Annotated in this window: 27 protein-coding genes; 12 read left to right on the forward strand and 15 right to left on the reverse strand. The window is 72.0% G+C overall.

Annotated features, from left to right (window positions below; genetic code table 11):
- Positions 1–19: 19 nt before the first annotated feature.
- The 5 genes from ACFY10_RS12165 to ACFY10_RS12185 form a co-directional block, all read right to left on the reverse strand.
- Positions 20–1,018 (reverse strand): alpha-ketoacid dehydrogenase subunit beta, encoded by a 999-nt coding sequence (locus ACFY10_RS12165; RefSeq protein WP_390664989.1) that lies wholly within the window; start codon positions 1,016–1,018, stop codon positions 20–22.
- Positions 1,006–1,986, reverse strand: a complete 981-nt coding sequence (locus tag ACFY10_RS12170) for a thiamine pyrophosphate-dependent dehydrogenase E1 component subunit alpha (RefSeq protein ID WP_390664990.1) — start codon at positions 1,984–1,986, stop codon at positions 1,006–1,008. The genes ACFY10_RS12165 and ACFY10_RS12170 overlap by 13 nt, the downstream gene beginning before the upstream one ends.
- Positions 1,986–3,320 carry a M24 family metallopeptidase gene (locus tag ACFY10_RS12175; protein ID WP_390665548.1) on the reverse strand — a complete coding sequence of 445 codons (1,335 nt, stop codon included), beginning with the start codon at positions 3,318–3,320 and terminating at the stop codon, positions 1,986–1,988. The genes ACFY10_RS12170 and ACFY10_RS12175 overlap by 1 nt, the downstream gene beginning before the upstream one ends.
- Positions 3,321–3,372: 52 nt before the next feature.
- Entirely contained in the window at positions 3,373–4,029 is a 657-nt protein-coding gene (locus ACFY10_RS12180; RefSeq protein ID WP_390664991.1) for a helix-turn-helix domain-containing protein, read from the reverse strand.
- A gap of 104 nt (positions 4,030–4,133) precedes the next feature.
- Positions 4,134–5,294 (reverse strand): sensor histidine kinase, encoded by a 1,161-nt coding sequence (locus ACFY10_RS12185; protein WP_390664992.1) that lies wholly within the window; start codon positions 5,292–5,294, stop codon positions 4,134–4,136.
- 179 nt (positions 5,295–5,473) lie between these two features.
- On the opposite strand from ACFY10_RS12185, the gene ACFY10_RS12190 reads away from it, so the two are divergent.
- From ACFY10_RS12190 to ACFY10_RS12205, 4 genes are all read left to right on the forward strand, one after another.
- A complete protein-coding gene (locus tag ACFY10_RS12190) occupies positions 5,474–5,845 on the forward strand; it encodes a DUF4333 domain-containing protein (protein WP_390664993.1) in 372 nt (123 codons plus the stop codon).
- Positions 5,846–5,874: 29 nt separating this feature from the next.
- Positions 5,875–6,558, forward strand: a complete 684-nt coding sequence (locus ACFY10_RS12195) for an ABC transporter ATP-binding protein (RefSeq protein WP_390664994.1) — start codon at positions 5,875–5,877, stop codon at positions 6,556–6,558.
- Between the two features lie 44 nt (positions 6,559–6,602).
- Positions 6,603–8,609, forward strand: a complete 2,007-nt coding sequence (locus ACFY10_RS12200) for an ABC transporter permease (protein ID WP_390664995.1) — start codon at positions 6,603–6,605, stop codon at positions 8,607–8,609.
- A gap of 68 nt (positions 8,610–8,677) precedes the next feature.
- On the forward strand, positions 8,678–9,379 hold the full coding sequence (locus tag ACFY10_RS12205) for a response regulator (RefSeq protein WP_390664996.1): 702 nt from the start codon (positions 8,678–8,680) through the stop codon (positions 9,377–9,379).
- 4 nt (positions 9,380–9,383) lie between these two features.
- On the opposite strand, the gene ACFY10_RS12210 is transcribed toward ACFY10_RS12205, so the two are convergent.
- The 4 genes from ACFY10_RS12210 to ACFY10_RS12225 form a co-directional block, all read right to left on the reverse strand.
- Positions 9,384–10,253, reverse strand: coding sequence for a Cof-type HAD-IIB family hydrolase (locus tag ACFY10_RS12210; protein ID WP_390664997.1), 870 nt, complete (start codon positions 10,251–10,253; stop codon positions 9,384–9,386).
- A gap of 79 nt (positions 10,254–10,332) precedes the next feature.
- A complete protein-coding gene (locus ACFY10_RS12215; RefSeq protein WP_390664998.1) occupies positions 10,333–11,739 on the reverse strand; it encodes a cytochrome P450 in 1,407 nt (468 codons plus the stop codon).
- Between the two features lie 137 nt (positions 11,740–11,876).
- Positions 11,877–12,344: a potassium channel family protein gene (locus ACFY10_RS12220; protein ID WP_390664999.1), complete on the reverse strand. Its 468-nt coding sequence runs from the start codon at positions 12,342–12,344 to the stop codon at positions 11,877–11,879.
- A 2-nt stretch (positions 12,345–12,346) separates the two neighbouring features.
- Complete coding sequence (locus tag ACFY10_RS12225) at positions 12,347–12,502, reverse strand: hypothetical protein (protein ID WP_390665000.1); 156 nt, start codon at positions 12,500–12,502, stop codon at positions 12,347–12,349.
- 53 nt (positions 12,503–12,555) lie between these two features.
- Here ACFY10_RS12225 and ACFY10_RS12230 point away from each other — a divergent pair, with 53 nt between their 5' ends.
- The 4 genes from ACFY10_RS12230 to ACFY10_RS12245 are packed head-to-tail and all read left to right on the forward strand — an operon-like array spanning position 12,556 to position 16,494.
- Complete coding sequence (locus ACFY10_RS12230; protein ID WP_390665001.1) at positions 12,556–13,365, forward strand: SAM-dependent methyltransferase; 810 nt, start codon at positions 12,556–12,558, stop codon at positions 13,363–13,365.
- 40 nt (positions 13,366–13,405) lie between these two features.
- Positions 13,406–14,809 (forward strand): glutamine synthetase family protein, encoded by a 1,404-nt coding sequence (locus ACFY10_RS12235; protein ID WP_390665002.1) that lies wholly within the window; start codon positions 13,406–13,408, stop codon positions 14,807–14,809.
- A gap of 2 nt (positions 14,810–14,811) precedes the next feature.
- Entirely contained in the window at positions 14,812–15,942 is a 1,131-nt protein-coding gene (locus ACFY10_RS12240; protein ID WP_390665003.1) for an amidohydrolase family protein, read from the forward strand.
- 15 nt (positions 15,943–15,957) lie between these two features.
- On the forward strand, positions 15,958–16,494 hold the full coding sequence (locus ACFY10_RS12245; RefSeq protein ID WP_390665004.1) for an NUDIX hydrolase family protein: 537 nt from the start codon (positions 15,958–15,960) through the stop codon (positions 16,492–16,494).
- On the opposite strand, the gene ACFY10_RS12250 is transcribed toward ACFY10_RS12245, so the two are convergent.
- Positions 16,457–17,287, reverse strand: a complete 831-nt coding sequence (locus tag ACFY10_RS12250; protein WP_390665005.1) for a DUF427 domain-containing protein — start codon at positions 17,285–17,287, stop codon at positions 16,457–16,459. The genes ACFY10_RS12245 and ACFY10_RS12250 overlap by 38 nt on opposite strands.
- 78 nt (positions 17,288–17,365) lie before the next feature.
- Positions 17,366–17,785 (reverse strand): hypothetical protein, encoded by a 420-nt coding sequence (locus ACFY10_RS12255; RefSeq protein ID WP_390665006.1) that lies wholly within the window; start codon positions 17,783–17,785, stop codon positions 17,366–17,368.
- Between the two features lie 109 nt (positions 17,786–17,894).
- Between ACFY10_RS12255 and ACFY10_RS12260 the strand changes: the two genes are divergently transcribed.
- On the forward strand, positions 17,895–18,833 hold the full coding sequence (locus tag ACFY10_RS12260) for a sigma-70 family RNA polymerase sigma factor (RefSeq protein WP_390665007.1): 939 nt from the start codon (positions 17,895–17,897) through the stop codon (positions 18,831–18,833).
- Between the two features lie 63 nt (positions 18,834–18,896).
- Positions 18,897–19,454 carry a dihydrofolate reductase family protein gene (locus ACFY10_RS12265; RefSeq protein ID WP_390665008.1) on the forward strand — a complete coding sequence of 186 codons (558 nt, stop codon included), beginning with the start codon at positions 18,897–18,899 and terminating at the stop codon, positions 19,452–19,454.
- A 50-nt stretch (positions 19,455–19,504) separates the two neighbouring features.
- Here the strand turns inward: ACFY10_RS12265 and ACFY10_RS12270 are convergent, their stop codons facing one another.
- Together ACFY10_RS12270 and ACFY10_RS12275 are read right to left on the reverse strand one after the other, a co-directional pair.
- The gene (locus tag ACFY10_RS12270) at positions 19,505–19,837 is read right to left on the reverse strand and encodes a DUF2218 domain-containing protein (RefSeq protein WP_390665009.1); all 333 of its coding nucleotides are present in this window, start codon (positions 19,835–19,837) and stop codon (positions 19,505–19,507) included.
- Positions 19,838–19,938: 101 nt separating this feature from the next.
- Positions 19,939–20,670 carry a flavodoxin family protein gene (locus ACFY10_RS12275; protein WP_390665010.1) on the reverse strand — a complete coding sequence of 244 codons (732 nt, stop codon included), beginning with the start codon at positions 20,668–20,670 and terminating at the stop codon, positions 19,939–19,941.
- 177 nt (positions 20,671–20,847) lie between these two features.
- Here ACFY10_RS12275 and ACFY10_RS12280 point away from each other — a divergent pair, with 177 nt between their 5' ends.
- Positions 20,848–21,345: an SRPBCC family protein gene (locus ACFY10_RS12280; RefSeq protein ID WP_390665011.1), complete on the forward strand. Its 498-nt coding sequence runs from the start codon at positions 20,848–20,850 to the stop codon at positions 21,343–21,345.
- Positions 21,346–21,353: 8 nt separating this feature from the next.
- On the forward strand, positions 21,354–21,719 hold the full coding sequence (locus tag ACFY10_RS12285) for a TfoX/Sxy family protein (RefSeq protein ID WP_390665012.1): 366 nt from the start codon (positions 21,354–21,356) through the stop codon (positions 21,717–21,719).
- A 27-nt stretch (positions 21,720–21,746) separates the two neighbouring features.
- Here the strand turns inward: ACFY10_RS12285 and ACFY10_RS12290 are convergent, their stop codons facing one another.
- Positions 21,747–22,730: an aldo/keto reductase gene (locus tag ACFY10_RS12290; RefSeq protein WP_390665013.1), complete on the reverse strand. Its 984-nt coding sequence runs from the start codon at positions 22,728–22,730 to the stop codon at positions 21,747–21,749.
- 85 nt (positions 22,731–22,815) lie between these two features.
- A complete protein-coding gene (locus ACFY10_RS12295; RefSeq protein WP_390665014.1) occupies positions 22,816–23,478 on the reverse strand; it encodes an NUDIX domain-containing protein in 663 nt (220 codons plus the stop codon).
- Between the last annotated feature and the right edge of the window lie 46 nt (positions 23,479–23,524).

A 23,524-nucleotide genomic window follows, 5' to 3' on the forward strand; every position in this document is an offset into this window, starting at 1 on the left:
GCTTCCTCCTCAGGGGTGTTCAGTACGCGGCGAGACTCCGGACGGCCGCCACGACCTTGTCCACGGTGGGAATGACTTGCTCCTCCAGTGCGTCGGCGAACGGCAGCGGCACGCACTCCCCCGCCACCCGGCGCACCGGCGCGTCCAGCAGGGCGAAGCCCTCGTCGGCGACGACCGAGACGAGGGTGGCGCCCCAGCCGCCCTGGTACGGGTTCTCCTCGACGGTCACGAGCCGCGAGGTCTTCGCGAGGGAGGCGAGGACCGTGGCGGTGTCGAGCGGGACGAGGCAGCGCAGGTCGACGACCTCCGCGTCGATGCCCTCGCCGGCGAGAAGTTCGGCGGCTTTCGAGGCGACCGGCACCATGGAGGCCAGGGCGACCAGCGTCACGTCGGCGCCCTCGCGGACGACGGCGGCACGGCCCAGTTCGACCACGTGGTCCGGCGGTGGAGGAGTTCCCTTGCTCGCCAACAGCCCCTTGTGCTCGAAGAAGACCACGGGGTCGTCACTGCGGATCGCCGCCGCCATCATGCCGATGACGTCGGCGGGCGTCGCGGGGGCCGCGATCTTCAGTCCGGGGATCGTGAGGGCCCAGTTCTCCGTGGCCTGGGAGTGCTGGGCGCCGAAGCCGAGGCCGCCGCCGTTGGCGGTGCGCACCACGAGCGGCACGGTGACCTGACCTCCCGTCATGTACCGGACCTTGGGTATCTCGTTGGCGAGGTAGTCCCAGCAGCAGGCCAGGAAGTCGGAGAACATGATCTCGGCGACCGGCCGCATCCCGGTCATCGCGGCGCCCATCGCCGCACCCACGATGGCCTGTTCGGAGATGGGCGTGTCCCACACCCGCTCGGGCCCGAACTCCTTGAACAGCCCGGCGGTCGTCTTGAACACCCCGCCCGCCTCGCCGATGTCCTCGCCCAGGCAGACGACGGACGGATCGCGGCGCATCTCCCGCGCGATGCCCTCGGCGACCGCCTCCCGGTAGGTGATGACGTCACGGTCCGTGCTCACGTCCGCCATGCCGCACCTCCGTCCGCCCACACGTCGGTCAGCGCCTCGCCCGGATCGGGCGGCGGCGCGTTCTTCGCCGCCTCGACCGCCTTCTCTACGACGTCACGGGCGCGCTCGTCGGCCGCGGTGACCGTCTCCTCGGCCACCCCCAGCTCGACGAGGCGTCCGCGGGCGAGGTCCAGCGGGTCGTGCTTGAGCCAGCGTTCGACCTCCTCGGCCGGGCGGTAGGTGGCCGGGTCGGCGCGGCTGTGCCCGAAGTGGCGGTAGGTCTCGGCCTCCAGCAGGGCGGGCCCGTCTCCCGCCCGGGCCCGCCGGGCGAGGCGGGCCACCGCTTCCTGGACGGCGACGACGTCGTTGCCGTCGACGACCTCGCCCGGGATGCCGTACGCGGGCGCCCGGTCGGCCGCCGGACGGGCGACGGCCGTGACGTCGGCGATCGGCGTGTACTCCATGTACAGGTTGTTCTCGCAGACGAACAGCACCGGCAGCTTCCATACGGCGGCCAGGTTGAGCGCCTCGTGGAAGGCGCCGATGTTGGTCGCGCCGTCGCCGAAGAAGGCCACCGCGATCTGCCCGGTGCCGCGCAGCCGGGCCGACCAGGCGGCGCCGACCGCCATCGGGAGGTGGGCGCCGACGATGGCGTAGGAGCCGAGCATCCCCACGGACGCCTTGGTGAGGTGCATGGAGCCGCCCTTGGCCTTGCACAACCCGGTTGCGCGGCTCATGAGTTCGGCGAGGCACTCCTCGGGGGTGGCGCCGCGGGCCATCGCGTGGTGGTGGCCGCGGTAGGTGGCGAAGACGTAGTCGTCGGGGCGCAGGGCCGCGCTCGCGCCGACGGCGATCGCCTCGTGCCCGGCGGCCAGGTGGGTGGTGCCCTTGACCAGGCCGGACAGGAACAGGTCGTGGGCGGCCTTCTCCGTACGGCGGATGACGGCCATCTGCTCGTACAGGGTGAGGAGTTCGTCGCGGTCGACCATCAACTGCCCCCGTTGATAGGGGTGTTGAGGTGGGACTGGGCCTCGCGCCGGGTGTTGAGCTCGCCGCCGACGGTCCAGTACTTGCGGCCCGCGACCAGCAGCTCCTCCGCCGGGAACTTGGTGATGACCTCGCAGCCGTCGGCGGTGACGACCAGTTCCTCCTCGATCCGGGCCGCGGACCAGCCGTCGGCGGCCGGCCAGTAGGTCTCCAGGGCGAACACCATGCCCTCTTGAAGGACTTCGGGGTGGTCGAGGGAGACCAGACGGCTGAAGATGGGCTTCTCCCAGATCGACAGGCCGACCCCGTGCCCGTACTGCAGGGCGAAGGCGGCGGTCTCGTCGGCGAAGCCGAACTCCTCGGCGCGCGGCCAGACTTGGACGATGTCGGCGGTCGTGGCGCCGGGTCGGACAAGGGCGATGGCCTCGTCCATGTACTCGCGGCAGCGGACGTAGGCGTCGCGTTGCGCGCGGGAGGCGCTGCCGACGGCGAAGGTGCGGTAGTAGCAGGTGCGGTAGCCGAGGTGGCTGTGCAGGATGTCGAAGAAGGCGGGGTCGCCGGGGCGGATCAGGCGGTCGCTGTAGACGTGCGGGTGGGGTGAACAGCGTTCGCCGGAGATGGCGTTGACGCCTTCGACGTACTCGCTGCCGAGGTCGTAGAGGACCTTGCTGACGAGCCCGACGCACTCGTTCTCGCGCACGCCCGGGCGCAGGTAGCCGTAGAGCTCCTCGTAGGCCGCGTCGACCATCGCGCAGGCCTGGGTGAGCAGGGCGATCTCGTCGTGGGTCTTGGTGCGGCGGGCCTCCAGGAAGACCTGCTGGCCGTCGACGACGTCGATGCCCTCGGCGCGCAGGGCGGCGAGGATCGGCATCTCGGCGACATCGATGCCGAGGGGCTCCCCCGCAAGGCCGTGCTCGCGCAGTTCGGTGGCGATCTTGCGGGCCACGTCCTCGGCGATGCCCGCCTCCGGGTGGAAGGCGCCGCGCAGGGTGGAGATGCCGGCCCGGGCGCCGGTGGGCGGGCCGCCCTTGCCGTCGCTGTAGTCCAGCCACGGGTTGTAGAGCTGGTGGTGGCGGGCGGCGGAGCCGAAGTCCCAGACGACCGGTTCGCCGCCGCGCACCAGCAGGGCGAAGCGGATCAGTTTGTCCATCGCCCAGGTGCCGATGTGCGTGGCGGTCATGTAGCGGATGTTGGCGAAGTCGAAGCTGAGCACGGCACCGAGCGACGAGCGGTTCAGGGTGTCGTGCAGCCGGGCCAGCCGCTCCTTGCGGAGCCGGTCCAGGTCGATGCGCTCTTCCCAGTCGACGGCATTGGGTCCGAACGTACGGATCGCCATGGCGACCACCCCCACTTCGGAGTGAACGACCACGCCTCGCGAGTGTCAAGTGCTACTGAACGCTTTGGCTGAACACGAACCAGACGCCGACGGCCGGCTCAGCTCCATCATTGCGGTAGCGGTGCGGGGTCGTCGACTCGAAGCAGACGGCGTCGCCGGGACCCAGCGTGTACTCGTCGAAGCCGAGGGTGAGGACGAGCTCGCCGGAGGTCAGATAGCCGTACTCGGTGCCCATGTGCCGCATCAATCCGCCGGAACTGGAGGAGGAGCCGCCGGGCCGGTAGGTCACCAGCAGGAAGTCGACATCCGTGCCCGGAACATGCCCGAGCCGCTCCCACACGACGCCCGAGTCCAGCTCCAGCCGCTCCCGCTCACCCGGTGTGACCAGCGGTCCGATGCGTCGGCCCGGGTCGGCGGCGAAGGCGGCGAGGGCGTGCAGCACGGTGGCGGGGGCGGCGGACGCGGCCAGGACCGGGGAGGCGGCGGCCTCGTCCTCGTACGCGTCGAAGAGCGACTCCACGGAGACCGACAGGGCGGTGGTGATGGCGTACAGCGTGCTCACCGACGGCTGGCTCTTGCCGGTCTCGATCTGGGAGACCAGGCTCGCGGAGACGCCGATCTCCCGCGCGAGGGCGCGCAGGCTCACGCCTTTGGCCAGGCGTACCTGCCGGATGCGTGCGCCGACGGGCGGCACGGCGGCAGCAGCCACGGCTGCTCCCCTCTCGGGCCTCTCGGGCGGACATGTGCAGCACCATTGAACAGCGGGGGCGGACCGTGGCGCCAGAGCCGCAGGCGACGGCCCCGCTCCCTGCGTCAGCGTCGGCCCGCGGGGAACACCGCCCGCACCTCCCAGCCGTCCCCGGCCCGCGGCCCCGCGTGCAGTTCGCCGCCCAGCGCGGTCACCCGCTCCTTCAGGCCGACCAGCCCGAAGCCGCCGCCGTGTGCCGCGGCCGGGAGTTGGGTGCCGCCTCGGCCGTCGTCCGCGACCGACACCGACAGTCGGGCGTCGTCGTATCCCAGGCCGACGGTGATCTCGGTGGCGTCGGCGGCATGCCGCCGCACATTGGTCAGCGCCTCCTGCACGACGCGGAAGGCGGCCGCTTGAACCTCGTGCGGAAGGTCGTCGGGGACGGCGGGGTCGCGGTGCAGGGCGGCCTTCTGGACCGGGCTCGCGAAGGCCTCGGTCAGGCCGGTGATGCCCGCCAGGTCGCCGACTGGGCGGCGGTCGGCCTCCTCGCCGGTGTCGCGAAGGACCCCGACCGTGCGGCGCATCGACGCCAGAGCCTCGGTCGCGGCGCGTTCGATGCCCGCGAGGACGGGGTCGAGGTCGTCCGGCTGGGTGGTTGCCATCATGCGGGCCACCTGGGTCTGCACCAGGATGCCGGTGACGTGGTGGGCGACGAAGTCGTGCAGGTCGGCGGCGATCGCCACCCGCTCCTCACGGCGCGTGTCGGCGACGGCGACGGTGCGGCGGTAGTCGAGGGAGCGGAGATAGGCCGCGAGGCCGGCCACGAGCCCGGCCAGGACCAGGCCGCCCACCATGAAGCCGAGGGTCCCGCCGTCCTTGAGCGAGTGGGAGTCGCGGACCGGCGTGGCCAGCAGCGCGACTGCGTCCAGCAGACCGCACACCACGGCCCAGCGGGGCGGGCAGTGCCGTACGGCGATGAACAGCACGCACAGCAGGACGGCCACCTCGCCGGGGCCGAACAGGGCCTCCCGGCCGCTCAGCAGCACGTCCACCGTGAGGAGCCCGGACAGCAATGCCGGTGCGATGGCGCGCAGTTGCGGGGTGAGCCAGGCGGGGCGTCGCCGGGCCGGCCACAGTACGGCGGCGAGCCCGACCAGCAGCAGCACGGCGGTGGGCCCCACGCGATCGCCGGCGGCGCCCATGATCAGGACGTCGGCGACCGACGCCGCGAGCAGGAAGCCGACGCCGAATCCGTGGGCGCAGCCCCGGCCGGAGATGGAGGTCATGCGGTTCACCGTAGGCGAGGCCCGGCGGCGCCCGGATCGGCCGAATGGTCGAGGGGCCGCGGCGCCGACCATGGCCGTATGACCGAGGTGCGCGCACGTGCCCGCGGGCGAGGGTGGAGCCACCTCATCGGAGGGCCACCTCGCCGGAGGCGTCCTCCCCCAGCCATCAGGAGCGCGTGATGCAGCTCAGCAAGTTCCTCGTCGGTGCCGTCGGCGGGGCGACCGCCGTGGTCGCTCTGGGCGGTCTCGGTACCTACCTGCTCTCCGGGACCGAGTCCACCTCCGAGCTCGACGCGTACAGCACGGTCAAGGTGGACGGCCACAAGGCCCTGGCCGCCCGGATCGTCGCGGGTCGCACCGAGAGCAAGTACCACCCGCTGCCCTGGGTCGGCAAGAAGGTCTCCGGCGTCACCTGCCCGACCGGTCTCAAGGCGGTCGCGGGGGCCTCCATCACCTGCACCGGCAAGACCGGCGGCGGCAGGAGCGTCGACATCCGGGTCTCCGTGGTCAAGTCCACGAGCGACTCCGTCACCTGGAAGTTCGAGCGCTGAGAAGGACTGGAAGGACTGGGGAAAACATCGTGAGCACCGTTCTGGCCGGACTCGGCCTGACCAAGAAGTACGGCTCGACCACCGCCCTGGACGGTGTCGACGTGGACGTCCGCGAGCGGGACTCGCTGGCCATCATGGGCCCCTCCGGCTCCGGCAAGTCCACTCTGCTGCACACCCTCGCCGGGATCATCCGCCCCGACGGCGGCACCGTGCTGCTGCGCGGGCAGGCCATCGACGGTCTGAGCGAGAACAAGCTCAGTGCCCTGCGCCGCAAGCGCTTCGGTTTCGTCTTCCAGTTCGGCCAGCTGCTGCCGGAGCTGCCGGCCGAGGAGAACGTCGCGCTGCCGCTGATGCTGGAGGGCATGCCGCGCAGGCAGGCGGTCCGGCAGGCCCGCCGCTGGTTCGCGCCGCTCGGCCTCGACGGGCTCGAGCAGCGCCGCCCCGGCCAGCTGTCCGGCGGGCAGGCCCAGCGGGTCGCCATCGCCCGCGCCCTGGCCGTCGAACCCGACGTGGTCTTCGCCGACGAGCCGACCGGCGCCCTCGACCAGACCACCAGCACCGAGGTCATACGGCTGCTCACCTCCGTCACCCGCAAGCAGGGCGCCGCCCTCGTCATGGTCACGCACGACGCCGACGTCGCCGCCCACTGCGACCGGATCCTGCACGTCCGCGACGGCCGGATCAGCAACCACAGCCAGTACACCGTCGCCTGAGCGCCGCCGGCCGCGCCCCAAGACCTCACCCCCGGAGAACCGACATGCGCTCCCCCGTCCTGCCCCTGACCTGGCACCTCGCCCGGTCCTCCGGCCGCCGCGGCCTGCAGAGCCAGCTGCTGGCGGCAGGAGCCGCCGCCGTCGGCGCATTCGTGCTGCTGGTCATGCTCGCCGCGACCCTCGGCTCCGGTGCCCGCGCCGACCGCACCGCCTGGCGCACCCCCGAGCCCGCCCGGCACGCCACCGCCGTCCAGGCGCTCGCCACGACGTACGTCCGCCACGAGCCCCTCACCGTCGTGAACCTGGCCCAGCTGCCCGACCGCAGGGCCACCCCCGCACCGCCCGGGCTGAGCAGCTTCCCCAAGAAGGGCGAGGTGTACGTCTCCCCCGCCCTGGCCGAGCTGCTGCACAAGCTCCCGGCGGCCCAACTCGCCGACCGCTTCCCGAAGGTGACGTCCTACGGCACGATCGGCGCCGCCGGTCTCGCCTCGCCGGACGAGCTGGTCGCCGTCGTGGGGCGGGCGGCGAGCGACCCCGCGGTCTCCGCGGCGGCCGGTGGGAACGGGATGTACGACATGAACCAGGTCGCGCGCGCCAAGGTCAGCGGGTTCAACGGCAGCCAGGCGAGTCTGTTCACGTACACCGACCAGTCGACCGCGCTGCTGGGTGTGGCGCTGCTGGTGATGCCGGTGGCCGTGCTGGCCGCAGCCGCCGGGCGGCTGGGCGCGGCCCGGCGCGAGGCGCGGCTCGCCGCACTGCGGCTGGCGGGGGCCACCCCGCGGCAGATCATCGGCATGACCGCCGCCGAGGCCTCGGCCGTCGGTGCGGCCGGAGCGCTGGCGGGTGCCGCGCTGTACGCGGCGCTGCTGCCCGCCCTCGCCGCGATCCCCTTCGGCATCGGCAGCTGGTACACGGGCCAACTGTGGGTGGGCGTGCCCTGGTTCGCCGCCGTCGTCCTGGCGGTCACCGCGCTCATCACCGTCAGCGCGGTGTCGATGCTCCGCCAGGTGGCGACCTCCCCGCTGGGCGTGGCCCAGCAGGCCAACCCGCGGCGCACCCGTGTCATCCGGCTGGTGGTGTTCGTGGCGGTGCTGCTGTACGTCTTCCAGTCCACGAACGGCGGCGGCCTCAAGACCCGGCAGGTGGTCGCTCTCCTGCTGCTGTTCTACGGCGCGTTCTGGCTGTTCGGCCCCTGGGTCGTGGACCGGCTGGGCCGGATCGCGGGCCGCTTCGCCCGCCGCCCGGCCACCCTGCTGGCCGCGCGACGGCTCAGCGACGACCCGCGCGGCGCCTGGCGCACCGTCAGCGGACTGGTGCTGGCGGGCTTCGCGGCCGGGTTCTTCGCCGTCAGCATGGTCGGCTCCGACGGCTCCCAGTTCCGGGGCCAGGTCGCGGTGGTCACGTCGAACGCCGCCGCGGCCCGGCACGCCACCGCCGAGGCCCGCACGCTGCTGCGCGAGGCGGGCGTCAAGGCGACCGTCACCACCGTGCAGGAGGACGACTTCGACAGCCTGACCAGCGGCCTCCCGGGCCTGGTCGCCCGCGTCTCCGGCGGCCCCGAGCGCATCGACGCCGCCGTCACCGCCCTCACTCCGCTCGGCACGTCCCGACTGCCGTACACGCAGGACTACGCCACCGCGGGCGACCGCTCGGCCATCGACCGGTTCGCCGAGGTCAGCACCGCCACCCTGGCCCTGAGCTTCCTGGTGGCCACCGCCTCCGCCGGTCTGACCGCCGCCGCGGGCGTCCTGGACCGGCGCCGCGTGTACGGCCTGCTGCGGCTGGCCGGCACCCCGCTGAAGGTGCTGGACCGGGCCCGGGTCCGCGAGACGGTCCTCCCGCTGGTCGTCCTGGCCGGCGGCACCACCGCCATCGGTGTCTACGCCTCCTACCGCCTGAACAAGGCGTTCGGCGCCTCGCTCGACCTCACCGGCGCCCTGCAACTGGCCGCCTGCGTGGCCGTGGGCGCACTGGCCATGTTCGCGGCGATCGGCGGCAGCAGACCGCTGCTGCGCAGGGTGACGGACGATCCGGCCCAGACCGCGGACTGACACACGAGCCGGAGCGGTCACCGACCGGTGGCCGCTGCGCCACAACTCCCCTGAGGCATGATCGAGACATGACGAGCCCCGCCCCCGCCACCCCGTCCGGCGCCCCCATCCGCGTCCTCATCGCCGACGACCAGGACATGGTCCGCACCGGCTTCCGCTTCTTCCTGGACGCCCAGCCGGACATCACCGTGGTCGCGGAGGCGGCCGACGGCGAGGAGGCCGTCGCGCTGGCCCGGCGGGTGCGTCCGGACGTGTGCCTGCTGGACATCCGGATGCCGAAGCTGGACGGCCTGGAGGCCACCCGGCTGCTGGCGGGGCCGGACGTCGCCGACCCGATGCGGGTGGTCGTGGTCACCACCTTCGACCTGGACGAGTACGTGTACGGGGCGCTGCGCGGCGGCGCCTGCGGGTTCCTCCTCAAGGACTCCGGGCCGACGCTCCTCGCGGAGGCGGTGCGCGCCGCCGCGGCCGGCGACTCGCTGGTCTCCCCCTCGGTCACGGTCCGCCTGCTCAAGCACCTGACCGCCGACCCGAAGACCGAAATCCGCGCACGGCCCGCGGCACCGGCCGAGTCCCTCACCGACCGTGAGCTCGACGTGGTCCGCCGGGTCGCCCTCGGCCGCACCAACGCCGAGATCGCCGCCGAGCTGTACGTCTCCCTCTCCACGGTCAAGACCCACCTCTCCAGCGTCCAGCTCAAGCTGAATGCCCGGAACCGGGTCGAGATCGCGGCCTGGGCGTGGCAGAACGGGTATGCGCAGGGCAGTTGAGCACTCAGACGTCCAGGCCGAGCACCCGCGCGATCGTACGCACTACGCCGTTGTCGTTGTTCGACGGCGCCAGATGCCGTGCCCGTGCGATGACGTCCGGGTGGGCGTTGGCCATGGCGAAGGACCAGTCGGCGGCGTCCAGCATCTCCAGGTCGTTGAGGTAGTCGCCGAAGACCATGGTCTGGGCCGGGGTGATGCCGAGCTCCTGCTGGAGGCGGCGCAGGGCCGTGCCCTTGTTGGCGGTGCGGTTCATGACGTCGACCCAGTGCTCGCCGGAGACGACGACCTGGTGGGTGGCGGTGAAGGGCTCCAGCGCGGGGGCGGTGGTGCGCTCGGCGGAGCCGAAGTCGAAGAGGGCGACCTTGATGACGTCGTCGTCGAGCGCGGTGGCGTCCTCGACGACACGGTGCTCGACGTAGTACTTGCGCACCTCCGCCAGGAACGCCTCGTCGCTGCGTTCGACGTAGGCGGACCGCTTGCCACAGACGACGGCACCCACGTCTGCGTTCTCGGGGCCCTCGGCCACCAGCCGCCGTACGGCCTGCACGACGCCGGCCGCGACGCCCGGCTCCAGCGGGTCCGAGCTCAGCTCCACGCCGTCCCGCACCACGTAGGTGCCGTTCTCCGCGATGAACACCATGCCGTCGGCCACCTCCGCGAACTCCCGTGCCAGCGTGGCGTATTGACGCCCGCTCGCCGGGCTGAACAGCACGCCGCGCCGGCGCAGTTCGGCCAGCGTCTCCCACAGGCCGGGCGGGATCCGCTTGGCGTCGTCCAGCAGCGTGCCGTCCATGTCGGTGACGACGAGGCGTATGTCGGCGGAGCCGGTGGGCAGGTCGGCGGCGGTGAGGAGGGGAGAGACGGCGGAGGACATGACCTGCTTCCGGTAGGGCGCGACGGGGCGCCGGACGGCTTACGGCGGTCCCGTCACCCTACGCGAGCTGCGCAGACGGTCAGCTTCCGGACCGCATCAGACCCGTCAGGTAGCGCCACAGCGACGAGCGCCGCTTGGCGGCCTGGTCCGGTACGGCGGATGCATCCGGTACGTCCGCCACGGGCGGCGGCACGACCGGCAGCGGCGGCCCGGAAAGCTCGTAGCGCACCGGCAGCGAGCGCAGCCCCCGCATGAACGGCGAGGAGCGCCATGGCAGTTGGTCGACGGGGAGGGCGAGCTCCAGGTGCCCGAACCGTTCGAAGACACGGCTGACGCCCGCTGCCGCGATGGTTGACGCCAGTTCGCGGGCCGGGCACTGGCGGGGGCCCGCGCCCCACGCCAGGTGCGCCCGGCTGCTGATGTTGGAGCCCGGTGCCATCTGGCCGGCGAAGAGGGGGTCGGCGTGCGCGGCGACGGAGGAGACCCATACGGGGTCGCCGGCGCGGATGGTGTAGTTCCCGAGCGGGGTGTCCGCGGCCGCGAACCTCGGTACGAAGTTGACCAGGGGCGGCTTGCGCATGACCACGCGGTTCATGGTCTCGCGCACCATCCCCGCGGACAGGGTGGTGCGTACCCCGCCCTCGCTCTCCCCCGCGATCACCTCGACGACCGTGTTGGAGATGAGGATGCCGACGTGGTCGGAGGTCATGCCGAGCAGCATGAACAGCTCGCGGGCCAGCGCGTCGACCGACAGGTCAGGGTGGGCGGCCAGCAGGTGGGAGGGGAAGTCGTCGCCCGGCTTCTCGATCTTGGCGGCGGCGAGTTCGGTGAGCGTCACCAGGAGGCGTTCCAGGGCGGGTTCGGCGTCCGGGCCGGCGTCCAGCACCCGCCACATGTCCATCAGGGCGTCGTCGCCCTGCGAGCCGGGGAAGCCGAGCAGATGGCTCGCCGCCATCAGTGGCAGCGGGCGGGAGAACTGCGCCGACAGGTCGGCCAGGCCCGTGCCGCCGCCCTGTGCGAGCAGGGTGATCAGCTCGTCGGCGTAGCCGGTGACGGCCGACTTCAGCCGCTTGGCCTGCGGGTTGCGCGGGTCCTGGAAGGGGCGCAGGGCCGCGTCCCAGGCGCCGCGCAGCGTGCGGTAGCCCGGGCCGCCCTGGATCAGCACGTGGTTGACCTCCAGGGAGGGGCCGAGCGGCCAGTCGGCGGGGACGCGGCCCTCCGAGCGGGCCCGCCAGTTCTCCAGGCCCTTGGGCCAGCCGGCATCGTCCTGGAGCACCTGGAGCGACTCGCGGTAGCCGAGCACGAGCCAGGCGGGCACCCCCAGCAGGTCGACCGGTGCGACCGGGCCGTGGCGCTCCCGCAGCCGCTCGTAGACGAGGGCGGGACGGGTCTCGTAGTCCCGGGTCAGCAGGGGTTCGGGGGCCAGGGCCTCCAGCCGCGTGCCGGCCGGCTCCGCGCCGCCCTCGTCGACCAAGTGGAACTCCATGCTTCCGCCGCCCCCTTCGACACCGCCCGTAACGGTCCGCGCCGTGCGGGTGCTCGCGGACCCCGGGGGACCGTACCTCAGCCGTCACGCAAGTCACACGGCAGGGTACTCACGGGTAGCAAGGAGCGCTCCCGCCTTCATCTCCGCTCGCCGTTCCCGGCCACCATCCGCTCCAGCCGGTCGAAGCGTTCGTGCAGCGCATGGAGGCTCTCCTCGCCCAACTCGTGGGCACGGAGCGCCAGATGGTGGCGGCGCTTCTGCTCCCGCCCGACGAACCAGGTCGCGAGGGCCGCGGTGACCATGCCGTACGTGGTGATACCGACGACCATCACGACGGCACCGATGATGCGGCCGCCGGGGGTCACCGGGTAGAAGTCGCCGTACCCGACGGTCGTCGCCGTCTCGATCGACCACCACAGCGCCTGCGGGTACGTCCTCAGATTGGCGCGCAGTGCGTCGTGCTCGGCGGCGACCACGGCCCACGAGCCGACCAGCATCACCACGCCCAGCACGGCCGTCGCCCCGCCCGCCGCCTTCACATGCAGCGAGCGGCCCTCCCGGCCGAGCAGCAACTCGACCGCCCTGGCGAGGAATCCGGGCAGCATGGTCACTCCTCGGTATAGGTCGGCATGGGGTCAGTGTCGCCGCGGGCGGATGTGCGGGCATGCCGGGCGGGGCGTTCGAGTTGCCGTACGGCATGGTCCTGCTCACCCGGGCAGAGGCCGCACACCTGATCGGCCCATTCCCGGGACAGGGTGATCACCGGGCGGCACAATGGCGGCGACGGCCGCAGGCGTGCACAGAAGGAGCAGAGTTGTGAGTGAGAGCCACACCCCGGGCGGGTCGGCCAGGCTGAACACCGGTGTGGCGCACAACGCGCGCGTGTGGAACTACTGGATCGGCGGCAAGGACAACTACGAGATCGACCAGCAGGTCGGCGAGCACGTCGCCGGGATGTTCCCGATCATCCGGGAGATCGCCCGCGCGGACCGCTGGTTCCTGGGCCGGGCGGTGCGGTTCCTGGCCGAGGAGCGCGGGGTGCGGCAGTTCCTGGACATCGGCACCGGGCTGCCGACGGCGGACAACACCCACCAGATCGCCCAGCGGGTCGCACCCGACGCACGGATCGTCTACGTCGACAACGACCCCATCGTCCTCGCCCACGCCCGCACCCTGCTGACGGGCACCCGCGAGGGCGTCACCGACTACATCGACGCCGACGTCCACGACCCCGACGCCATCCTCGAACGCGCCTCCCGGACCCTCGACTTCACCGAGCCGGTCGCGGTGATGATGCTGGGCATCCTCAACTTCGTGCTGGACACGGAGAAGGCGCGGGAGATCGTACGGAAGGTCGTGGCCGCGGTGCCCGCCGGCAGCTTCCTGGTCCTCACCCACCCCACCTTCGACGACGCCCTGGGCGGCGCGGGCCAGATCCCGGCGATGAAGTTCTGGAACGAGAACGCCACCCCGCCGATCACCGCCCGCAGCGGCGAGGACATCGCCGCGTTCTTCGACGGGCTGGACCTCCTCGAGCCGGGTCTGGTGTCGTGCTCGCAGTGGCGTGCCGAACCCGGATCGCCCGCCGTGGTACCGCAGTTCGGCGCGGTGGCCGTGAAACCCTGACGGAGAGACACCTGACGGACGTGCCGACCGTGGAGGACCTATGACCACCCTTGCCGATCCCGTCCCCGGCGGGCGCCCAGGTGAAGTCGAGCGGGCCGGCGTACTCGGCGGCGAGCTGATCGAGCGGGGCGTGCGCGGCATCGTCCTGGCCTACGTCGACACCGCGGGCGTAGGCCGGGTGAAGACGATCCCGCCGGCCAGGCTCGCTTCGGCGGCGGCCTGGGGGGTCGGCATGTCACCGGTGTTCGACACGTTCCTGGCGAACGACTCGATCGTCTCCACGGACGTCCTGGGCTCCCCGGACGGCGACCTGCGCCTCTACCCCGACCTCGACCAACTCGTCGTCCTGGCCGGGCAGTCCGGCTGGGCCTGGGCGCCGGTCGACCGGATCACGCAGGAGGGCGAGCCGCATCCGGGCTGCAGCCGCACGGTCCTGCGCCGCGTCGTCTCCGAGGCCGCCGAACGGCACGGCCTCACCTTCAAGGCCGGCATCGAGATCGAGTGGGCCGTCGGGCAGGGGCCGGCGGAGGGCGGCGACTTCGTGCCCGCGACCTCGGGGCCCGCGTACAGCGCCACCCGCCAGGTCGAACTGAGCGACTACACCGCCGACCTGCTGGCCGCGTTCGCCGCGCAGGACGTGGACGTCGAGCAGATCCATCCCGAGTACGCGGCCGGGCAGTTCGAGATCTCGGTGAGCGCCCTCGACCCGGTGGCGGCGGCCGACCGGAGCGTGCTGGTGCGGCAGACGATCCGGGCGGTGGCCCGGCGCCACGGACTCGTGGTGTCGTTCGCCCCGGCGGTCTTCGCGCAGGGCGTCGGCAACGGCGGCCACGTCCACCTTTCCGCCTGGCGCGACGGCGTCAACCTGCACTCCGGCGGCGAGGGCCGCTACGGCATGACGGCCGACGCGGAGTCGTTCGCGGCCGGAGTCCTCGCCCGCCTCCCGGCCCTCACGGCCGTGACCGCCCCCAGCCCGGCGAGCTATCTGCGGCTCAAACCCTCCCAGTGGGCCGGGGTGTTCACCGCCTGGGGCCGCGAGACCCGCGAGGCCGCCGTGCGGGTCGTCACGGGCACAGCGGGCCTGCGCGAGCAGGCCGCCAACCTGGAGGTCAAGCCGGTCGACCTGGCCGCCAACCCGTATCTCGCCCTCGCCTGCCTCATCGCAGCCGGACTGGACGGCCTGACGTCGTCCGCGCCCCTGCCCGAGGAGATCACCGGCGATCCGGCCCGCCTCGAACCCGCGGACGCGGCGGCCCGGGGCGTACGCCGCCTGCCGGTCTCCCTGACCGAGTCCGTCGAGGAGTTCCGCAAGGACGAACTGCTGCGGGCCACGCTCGGCCCGGTCCTCGCGGACGCCGTGATCGCCGTACGCCAAGGGGAGATCGCCGCCGTCGACGGACTGGACGACGAGCGGGTGGCGGCGGCCTACCGCTGGAAGTACTGACCATGGGCGGCCCGGTCCAAGAGGCGCTCGACGCACTGGAGTTGGTGGACCACCACTGCCACGGCGTCGTCACCGCCGGCCTGACCCGGGAGGGCTTCGAGGAGCTGATCACCGAGGGCGCGGCCTGGCCCGGGATCTCGCCCTTCGACAGCCCGGTCGGCGTGGCAGTCCGCCGCCACTGCGCTCCCCTGCTGGACCTTCCGCGCCACGCACCGCCCGACGAATACCTGGCCCGGCGCGCCGAGTTGGGCCACGACGAGGTGCACCGCCGCTTCCTCACCGCCGCGCGGACGAGCACGTTCTGCGTGGACACCGGGTACGCACCGGACCGCCTCACCACGCCCGCGGAGCTGGCCCAGACCGCGGGCGGGACGGCGTACGAGGTGGTACGGCTGGAAGGTGTGGCCGAGGCGGTGGCGGCCAAGGGCGTCGAGGCCGACGACTACGGTGACGCCTTTCAGGCGGCCGCGCTGGAGGCCGTGCAGCGGCCGGGCGTGGTGGCGGTGAAGTCCGTGGCCGCGTACCGTACCGGCTTCGACCTGGATCCGGCCCGTCCATCCGTCGCGGACGTCACCGAGGCGGCCCGGCAGTGGCTGGCGCGCGGCGGCCGGCTGGACGATCCCGTCCTCGTACGACACCTGCTGTGGACCGCGGTCGACCTCGGCCTGCCCCTCCAGCTCCACACCGGCTTCGGCGACAACGACATCCGTCTGCACCGGGTCGACCCCACCCATCTCACCGACTGGCTGCACCAGACCGCCGGCACGATCCCGGTGCTGCTGCTGCACTGCTGGCCGTACCAGCGCCAGGCCGCCTATCTGGCCGCGGTGTTCGAGCACGTCTACCTGGATGTGGGCCTCACCCTGCACTACGTCGGCCCGGCGCGCGCCCGGGCGGTCCTGGAGGAGGCCCTGGAGATCACGCCGTTCCGCAAGCTGCTGTACAGCTCCGACGCGTACGGTGTGGCCGAGTTCTACTGTCTGGGCGCGCTCGCCTTCCGCCGCGGTCTGGCCGGTCTGCTGCAGGACCGGGTGGACGCCGACGAACTGAGCCTGTCCGACGCGCTGCGGATCGCCGAGTGGGCGGGAGCACACAATGCGCGCCGGGTCTACCGCTTTTCCGGCCCCTCCTGAAAGTATGATCAAGCAATGTCTGACATGACCGAAACCACGCCGGGCTGGCTGAGCCCCGACGACCTCGAGCTGGCACGCGCCCGTATGCCGATCCTGTACGTCGAGGCCGTGCCCGTGCGCGTCGACGACAGCGGCGAAGTCACCAGCGTCGGCCTGCTGCTGCGCATCGGCCCGGACGGGACGGTCAGCCGGACCCTGGTCTCCGGTCGCGTCCTGCACCACGAGCGGGTCCGTGACGCCCTGCTGCGCCACCTGGAGAAGGACCTCGGCCCGGTGGCACTGCCCCGGATCCCGGCCTCCCTGCAGCCGTTCACCGTCGCGGAGTACTTCCCGACGCACGGCGTCACGCCGTACCACGACCCGCGCCAGCACGCGGTGTCCCTGGCCTACGTCGTCCCGGTCACCGGCGACTGCCGGCCCCGGCAGGACGCCCTGGACCTGGTCTGGTTCAGCCCGCAGGAGGCCGTCTCGGAGACGGTGCAGAGCGAGATGCCGGGCGGGCACGGAGTGCTGCTCAGGCAGGCCCTCGCCCACGTCGGCTACTCAGTTTGAGCATCGTGCTGAACGGTGTGACGGGGCGCTCCACCCGCTCCCCGTCCACGGTGATGTCGACGACCTCGTTGTAGAACGCGAGGAGATCCCTGATCACGCCCACGGCGGGCAGCGGCTCCGGGTAGCTCCAGACGAGGTTCGGCGGTACGTCGGCCTCGCCGCGCAGCGACCAGTAGCCGGCCGTGCCCTTGTACGGGCAGCCGGTGTGGTGGTCGGTGGGTTCGAACAGGTCGAGGCGGACGTCCTCGCGCGGGATGTAGTAGCGCGTGGGCAGACCGGTCTCGAAGAGCAGCACCGGCCGGCGGGTGTCGGCGACGACCATGCCGTCGACCGAGACCTGGACGTGCCGGCTGCTCGGGATGGCATCCACCCGCTTGTGCGGGTCCCGTGGGTGGATGAAGATCTCTTCCTCCTCCTCGTACCAGTGGTCCAGGCCGTTGCCGCTGCGCCGGAACCACTCGAAGGCGATGTAATCGGCCAGCTCGGCGGCCGGGAAGGTCCAGGCGGCGTTCTCCAGCAGCTCGCCGTCGGCCTCGAGGTCGTAGAAGATCTTCGATCCGGTGTGGGAGCCCGTGCGCGGGTTCTTCGCGGGGCGCAGCATGTCCTCTCGTACGTCGCCTCGCGGGAAGGCGTACTGCGGTACGGGCAGCGAGGGTTCCCAGACGAGGACGGGGCGGCGGCTGTCGACGACGGTGACCTCGCCCTTGCGGCCGCGGACCCAGCGTTCGCTGGGCTCCCACAGGAGGCCTTCGGGGGTGGAGCGGACGGACCGTTCGGTGGGGAGTGCACTCATGGGACCGCTCTCCTTCGGCTCGTTCAGTAGCAGAACCAGCTTGGCCGCTTCAGCGCGGGGAAGCGATTCCTTTGCCGGTCAGGCGCGGGAGCGGCGGTGGAACTCGCACCACCGGTTGTCGTCGGGGTCGCCGAGTGCGATGCGGAGGGCGATCGAGTCCCCTCTGCGGACATAGTCCAGGTCGTAGAACTGCTCGCCGATCTTCAGGTCGAAAGTCTGCGCGGTGTCCCCCGTGCCCCCTGCATAGAGGTACCACGTCCCATGGCCGGCCGTCAGGCGCTGCACGGCTCCGGAGACCAGCGCGTAGTCCACTGGGAAGTCCCGGACGGTGAAGGTGCGGTCCGCTTCGACCGTGAGCGTCGATCCGCAGTCGCCTGTCCAGTGACCCAGGACGTCCGCAGCCGTCATGCGCGGCAGCGCCTTCGGGTCACCACCGCAGGCGCCGACCAGCAGGGCGACGGCCCCGGCACACAGGGCGCTCGCCGTTCGACCTCTCACCACATCCCCCTTCCTGTACTGGACCCGTCCGGGTCCCGTTGCGACCACCGCACCCTAATCTGCGGGGTGAGGACGGCTGCACGTAGGCATGCCAGGCATGATGAGCCCCATGGACCTTGAGCCGTACCGGGGCGAGTTGGTGGCGTACTGCTATCGGATGGTGGGCTCGTTCCACGAGGCCGAGGACCTGGTGCAGGAGACGATGCTGCGCGCGTGGAAGGCCCGTGAGCGGTACGACGCCTCGCGTGCATCGGAGCGGACGTGGCTGTACCGGATCGCGACCAATGTCTGCCTGACCGCGCTGGAGGGGCGGGCGCGGCGGCCGTTGCCCTCCGGGCTCGGTGCGCCGAGCGAGGACCCGGGGGTGCCGCTCACGCCGGCCTTCGACATCCCGTGGCTGCAGCCGTTCCCCGACGCCCGGTACGACGTCGAGACGCGGGCCGATCTGCGGCTGGCGCTGGTCGCGGCGATGCAGGTGCTGCCGGCTCGGCAGCGGGCGGTGCTGGTGCTGCGGGAGGTGCTGGAGTTCAGTGCCGCGGAGGTCGCCGAGCAGCTCGGGACGACGGTCGCCGCCGTCAACAGCTCGCTGCAGCGGGCCCGTGCGGCGCTCGCCGACGTGGGCGACCCGGGCGAGGTCCACGAGCCGGACGGCGCCGAGGCGCGGGAGGTCGTCCAGCGGTACGCGCGCGCCTTCGAGGCGGCCGACGTCCCCGCACTGGTGCGGCTGCTGACCGACGCGGCCGTGCTGGAGATGCCGCCGGTGCCGCTGTGGTACCGCGGCCGGCGCGACTACGGCCTGTTCATGGAGCGGGTCTTCGAGATGCGCGGGACCGGCTGGCTCACGCGACCGCTCACCGCGGGCGGAGAGCCCGCGCTCGCCGCGTACACGCCCGCCCAGGACGGTGGGCACCGGCTGCACTCGCTGCAGGTGTTCACGGTGGCCGGCGGGCTGGTCGCGCGGAACGTGGTGTTCGCGGACCCGGGCGTCTTCGAGGCGTTCGACCTGCCCGGGGAGATTTCTTCCGACGAGTTTCGCGGCACGCGATGAGTCCGGGCGGTGGCGCCGGTACATACCGGTGACCACCGACCGAGAGACCGAGAGGACGTCACCATGAGCGTCATCGTCATCGCATTCACCACTCTGGACGGCATCGTGTCCGACCCGGACGGCCGCGGGGGCACACCCGGCGGCGGCTGGATGTTCCGGCACGGCCCCGAGGCGGTGGCCGGCGACAAGTTCCAGCTCGGGGCCGCCCTGGACGAGGGGGTCCTGCTGCTCGGGCGCACCACCTGGGAGCAGTTCTCCCGGCTGTGGCCGGGCCGCGACGACCCGTTCTCCGCGCGCATGAACGCCGCCCGGAAACTCGTCGCCACCCGCACCCTCACCGACGTCTCCGCCTGGGCGAACTCGCAGGCCCTCACGGGCGACCTGGCGGACGCCGTCAAGCACGAGAAGCGCGACGTGGTCGTCGCCGGCAGTCTGAGCGTCGTCCGCGCACTGATGGCCGAGGACCTGATCGACGAATACCGCCTGCTGACCTTCCCCACGATTCTCGGCACGGGCGACCGCCTCTTCCCCACGGACACGCCGCCCGTCCACCTCGAGTGCGAGTCGGCGCAACAGACGGGCCCCACCGTCCTCACGCGCTACCGCAGGAGCGGGCGATGACCGAGGTCACCGCCGTGCGCGAGGCTTGACGCCGTCCCTTGTCAGGGGGGTCAGGCCGGGTCCTCCGCCTTGCGCTGGGTGGTGCCGGGATCGCCGGTGTCGCGGTGCCATTCGACGACCAGTTCGTCCTTGGTGCCGAAGCGGACCAGGTGGCGGCCGACGACGTCCTCGAGCAGGTCGAGGTGCTCGGCGTCGGTCTCCACCGAGAGCAGCAGGGCTCCCTCGGTCGCGGTGAGGGAGCCCGTCCCGTTCTGGAACACGAGGCTGCCCTCCCCCCTCTCCTCGTCCCAACTGGTCTGGCTGCGGCGGCCGAGGTGGGAGGCGAGCTGCTTGGCGTAGCGGTGCGGGCGGTCGGTAATGACGCGGGCTTCTGAGCGGGCCATGGCGGACTCCGGGTTCGCGGTGGGTCGGTTGGAATCGATGGTGCCGGAGTGTCGGCCCGGATGCGCCGGTCGTCCGCCGCCGGAGCCCGCAGGATATGGATTCAGCGGTGTTCAGGGTTCTCCGCGTCGAAGCGGCAGCCGGCGTCCCACTCGGAGCGCTGGTTGCCGTGAGCGGGGATGCCCTTGGCGCGCTTCAGCATGGCGGCCAGATGCATCAGGTTCCAGGTCATGAACGTGGTGTTGCGGTTGGTGAAGTCGTTCTCCGGGCCGCCCGATCCGGGGTCCAGATACGACGGTCCGGGTCCCGCCGCTCCGATCCAGCCGGCGTCGGCCTGCGGCGGGATCGTGTAGCCCAGGTGCTGGAGGCTGTAGAGGACGTTCATCGCGCAGTGCTTCACGCCGTCCTCGTTGCCGGTGATCAGACAGCCGCCGACGCGGCCGTAATAGGCGTACTGGCCCTCGGAGTTGAGCAGCGACGAACAGCTGTAGAGCCGCTCGATCACCTTCTTCGTCACCGAGCTGTTGTCGCCGAGCCAGATCGGCCCGGCGATGACCAGGATGTCCGCGTCCATCACCCGCTCGTACAGCGCGGGCCACTCGTCCGTGGCGAAGCCGTGCTCGGTCATGTCCGGGTAGACGCCGGGGGCGAGGTCGTGGTCGACGGCGCGGACCTCGGACGTGGTGACCCCGCGCGCCATCATGATCTCCGCGCTCTTGTCGATCAGCCCCTGGGTGTGGCTCTGCTGGGGCGACGGCTTGAGTGTGCAGTTGATGAACAGGGCGCTCAGGTCGTCGAAGCGGTAGGCGTCGTCGGTCTGGGGCGTTGCGGTCATGGACGCACTCCTTCGCACGGGACCGCCGGGGCGGATGCCGGGGCCGGTCCGAGCCGCGGCTCAGCAGCAGCGTCTCGCCCGGGCGGGGATTTGTCCTGCTCTGGCGCGGCGGCGTAAGACACCCGTCATATCGATGTACGCCGCGCGCCCGCAGCCCGGCGCGGGGATCCTGGAAGGGTGACGGTCGACGTGTCCGTGGCACGCGTGATCCCGCTGCCGCCCGAGCGGGTGGCGGCGTACGCCATGGACTGGCATCACGACGCCGAGTGGACCCAGGGCATTCGTACCGCCGAGCTGACCCGGGAGGCGGACGGGGGCGGCTTCGGCGTCGGTGCCGAGGTCACCCGGACGGCGTTCTTCCTCGGCCGGCGCATCGACTACGTCCTGCGCGTGGCCGCGCACGACGTCCCGCGGCTGCTGGACATGATGTCGGTGGCAGGCCCAATGCCCATGCACGTCACCTACTCCTTCGAGCCGCACCCGGCCGGCACCCTGGCCCGCATCCGGGTCCGGGGCGGCCCGGGCGGCTTCTACCGGCTGGCGGCACCGCTCCTGACCCGCCGGGTCCGCTCCTCCCTGCGCAAGGACCTCCGCGACCTCGAACGAAGACTCACGCACCGAACGGAACACCCGCAACACACGGAACGCACGGAACGCACGGAACGCACGGATTGAGGCCCCTTATGGCGTACGACGAAGGACTCGCCGAACGGATCCGGCAGCACCTGGGCGACGATGCGGGCGTGGCCGAGGTGGGGGTCCCCCCGCTCGAGCGAAGCCGAGAGTGGGGGAGCATGTTCGGGGGCATCGCCTTCCTGCTGCACGGGAACATGGCCGTCGGGGTGAGCGGCGACGACCTGATGGTCCGCGTCGGCCCCGACGCGACGGACGCCGCGCTGGCCCGGCCGGGTGCCCGGCTGTTCGACATGACGGGCCGCCCGATGCGCGGCTGGGTCGTCGTGGACTCGTCCGCCCTCGCCGAGGACGCGGCGCTGGGCGAGTGGATCGACGAGGGGTACGCCTTCGCCGCGGGCCTGCCGCCCAAGTGAGGGCGGGCTGTGGCGCGCGGCTTCGGGTCAGTGCGCGGCGTCCAGGCGAGAGCGCTGGTCCGGGGTCAGTTCCAGGTCGATCGCGGCCAGGTTCTCCTCCAGTTGGGACACGGACGAGGCGCCGACCAGCGGGATGATCGGGAGGCTGCCGCCCAGCTGCCAGGCGAGGACGACCTGGTTGACGGTCGCTCCGGTCTCGCGCGCCACCTCGTGCAGCGCGGTGAGGCGGGCCGGGGTGCCGGGGTGGTCGTAGTCGGACGGCAGCCTGTCCGGGCGGACGTAGGCGCCCTTCAGGAGCGGCGAGTACGCGACCAGGGTCAGGCCGGGCTCCGCGCGCAGGTAGGTGACCAGGTCGGGGCCGGCGTGGCCGAGGCTGCCGTCCGGGAACATGTCGCTGGGTACGTCCGTGCGCGGGCGCAGGTAGGTGTGCTCGTACTGGAGCAGCTCGTAGCCCGGCAGACCGGCCGCGGCCGCGATCGCGCGTGCCCGCTCCACCCGCCAGGCGGCCTGGTTGCTCACGCCGAGCAGTCCGACCGTGCCCTCCGCGACCAGTTCCGCGAAGCCCTCGACCGTCTCGCGCTGGGGCACGGTGGGGTCGTCGATGTGGGCGTAGAGCAGGTCCAGCTTGTCGACGCCGAGGCGCTCGCGGCTGCGTTCGGCGGACTCGCGGATCACCTTCGCCGACAGGCCCTCCGGGTTGTCGGTGAAGCTGGTGCCGGGGGCGAGCGGGCGGGCGCCGAGCTTGGTCGCGATGAAGATCTCGTCGCCTATGCCGCGGCTGCGCCGCCAGCGGCCGAGGAGTTCCTCGCTCTGGCCGCCCTGGCCGCCGTCGACCCAGAAGGCGTAGTTGTCCGAGGTGTCGATGAAGTTGCCGCCGGCCTCGACGTAGCGGTCGAGCAGGGCGAAGGAGGTTTCCTCGTCCGTCCGTGAGCCCATGAGCATCGCCCCCAGGGCGAGAACGCTCACCTCACGGCGGTTGTCCGGGTCGGCTCCGATCGTGCGGTACTTCATGGGTGTTCTCCCGTCCGCACCCGGGTGTTCGGGTACGAACGGGAGTCTTCAGCTTGAAGCGCACTTCAAGTCAAGGGGCTCTGTGCTACTTGCTGAACGGCCCTTCCAGGGCCGCCCACTGCAGCAGCATGATCGTCTTGGCGTCGGCGATCTCGCCGGTGCGGATCATCTCCAGGGCCCGGCGGAAGGGCAGTTCGACGATCTCGATGTCCTCGCCCTCCTCGTCGAGGCCGCCGCCTTCGTGGGTGCGGGTCGAGGGGCCGTAGGCGGCGGCGTAGAAGCTGACGCGTTCGGTGACCGAGCCGGGGCTCATGTAGACGTCGAAGACGTGCTGGACGTCGCCGATGGTGTGGCCGGTCTCCTCCACCACCTCGCGTCGTACGGCGAGTTCGGGGTGCTCGTCATCGTCGTCCAGGAGTCCGCCCGGCGTCTCGACCAGCATGCCGTCGGGGTGTCCGTTGACGTACACGGGAAAGCGGAACTGCCGCGTGAGCAGGACGGTTTCACGGTCGGCGTCGTACAGCAGCATGGTGGCGCCGTTGCCGCGGTCGTGCGTCTCGCGCTGCTCGGTGCTCCAGCTTCCGTCGGTGTGCCGGTAGTCGAAGGTGGTGGCGCGTTCGACGTACCAGTGACTGGAGAGCAGTTTCACCTCGCGCACCTTCACGCGGGGGTTGCCGGTCAAGTCGAGGCCGGTGCGGTCCAGGCCGGTGCGGCCGCGGCGGTCCGGGGTGTCGATGCCGGCGGTCATCGGAGACCGCCGGCTGTGCGTGCGTGGGTCATGGTCGCTGTCTATC

Origin of the sequence: Streptomyces sp. NPDC001401 (genome assembly GCF_042895385.1) — a bacterium.
In the GTDB taxonomy this organism is placed as follows: domain Bacteria; phylum Actinomycetota; class Actinomycetes; order Streptomycetales; family Streptomycetaceae; genus Streptomyces.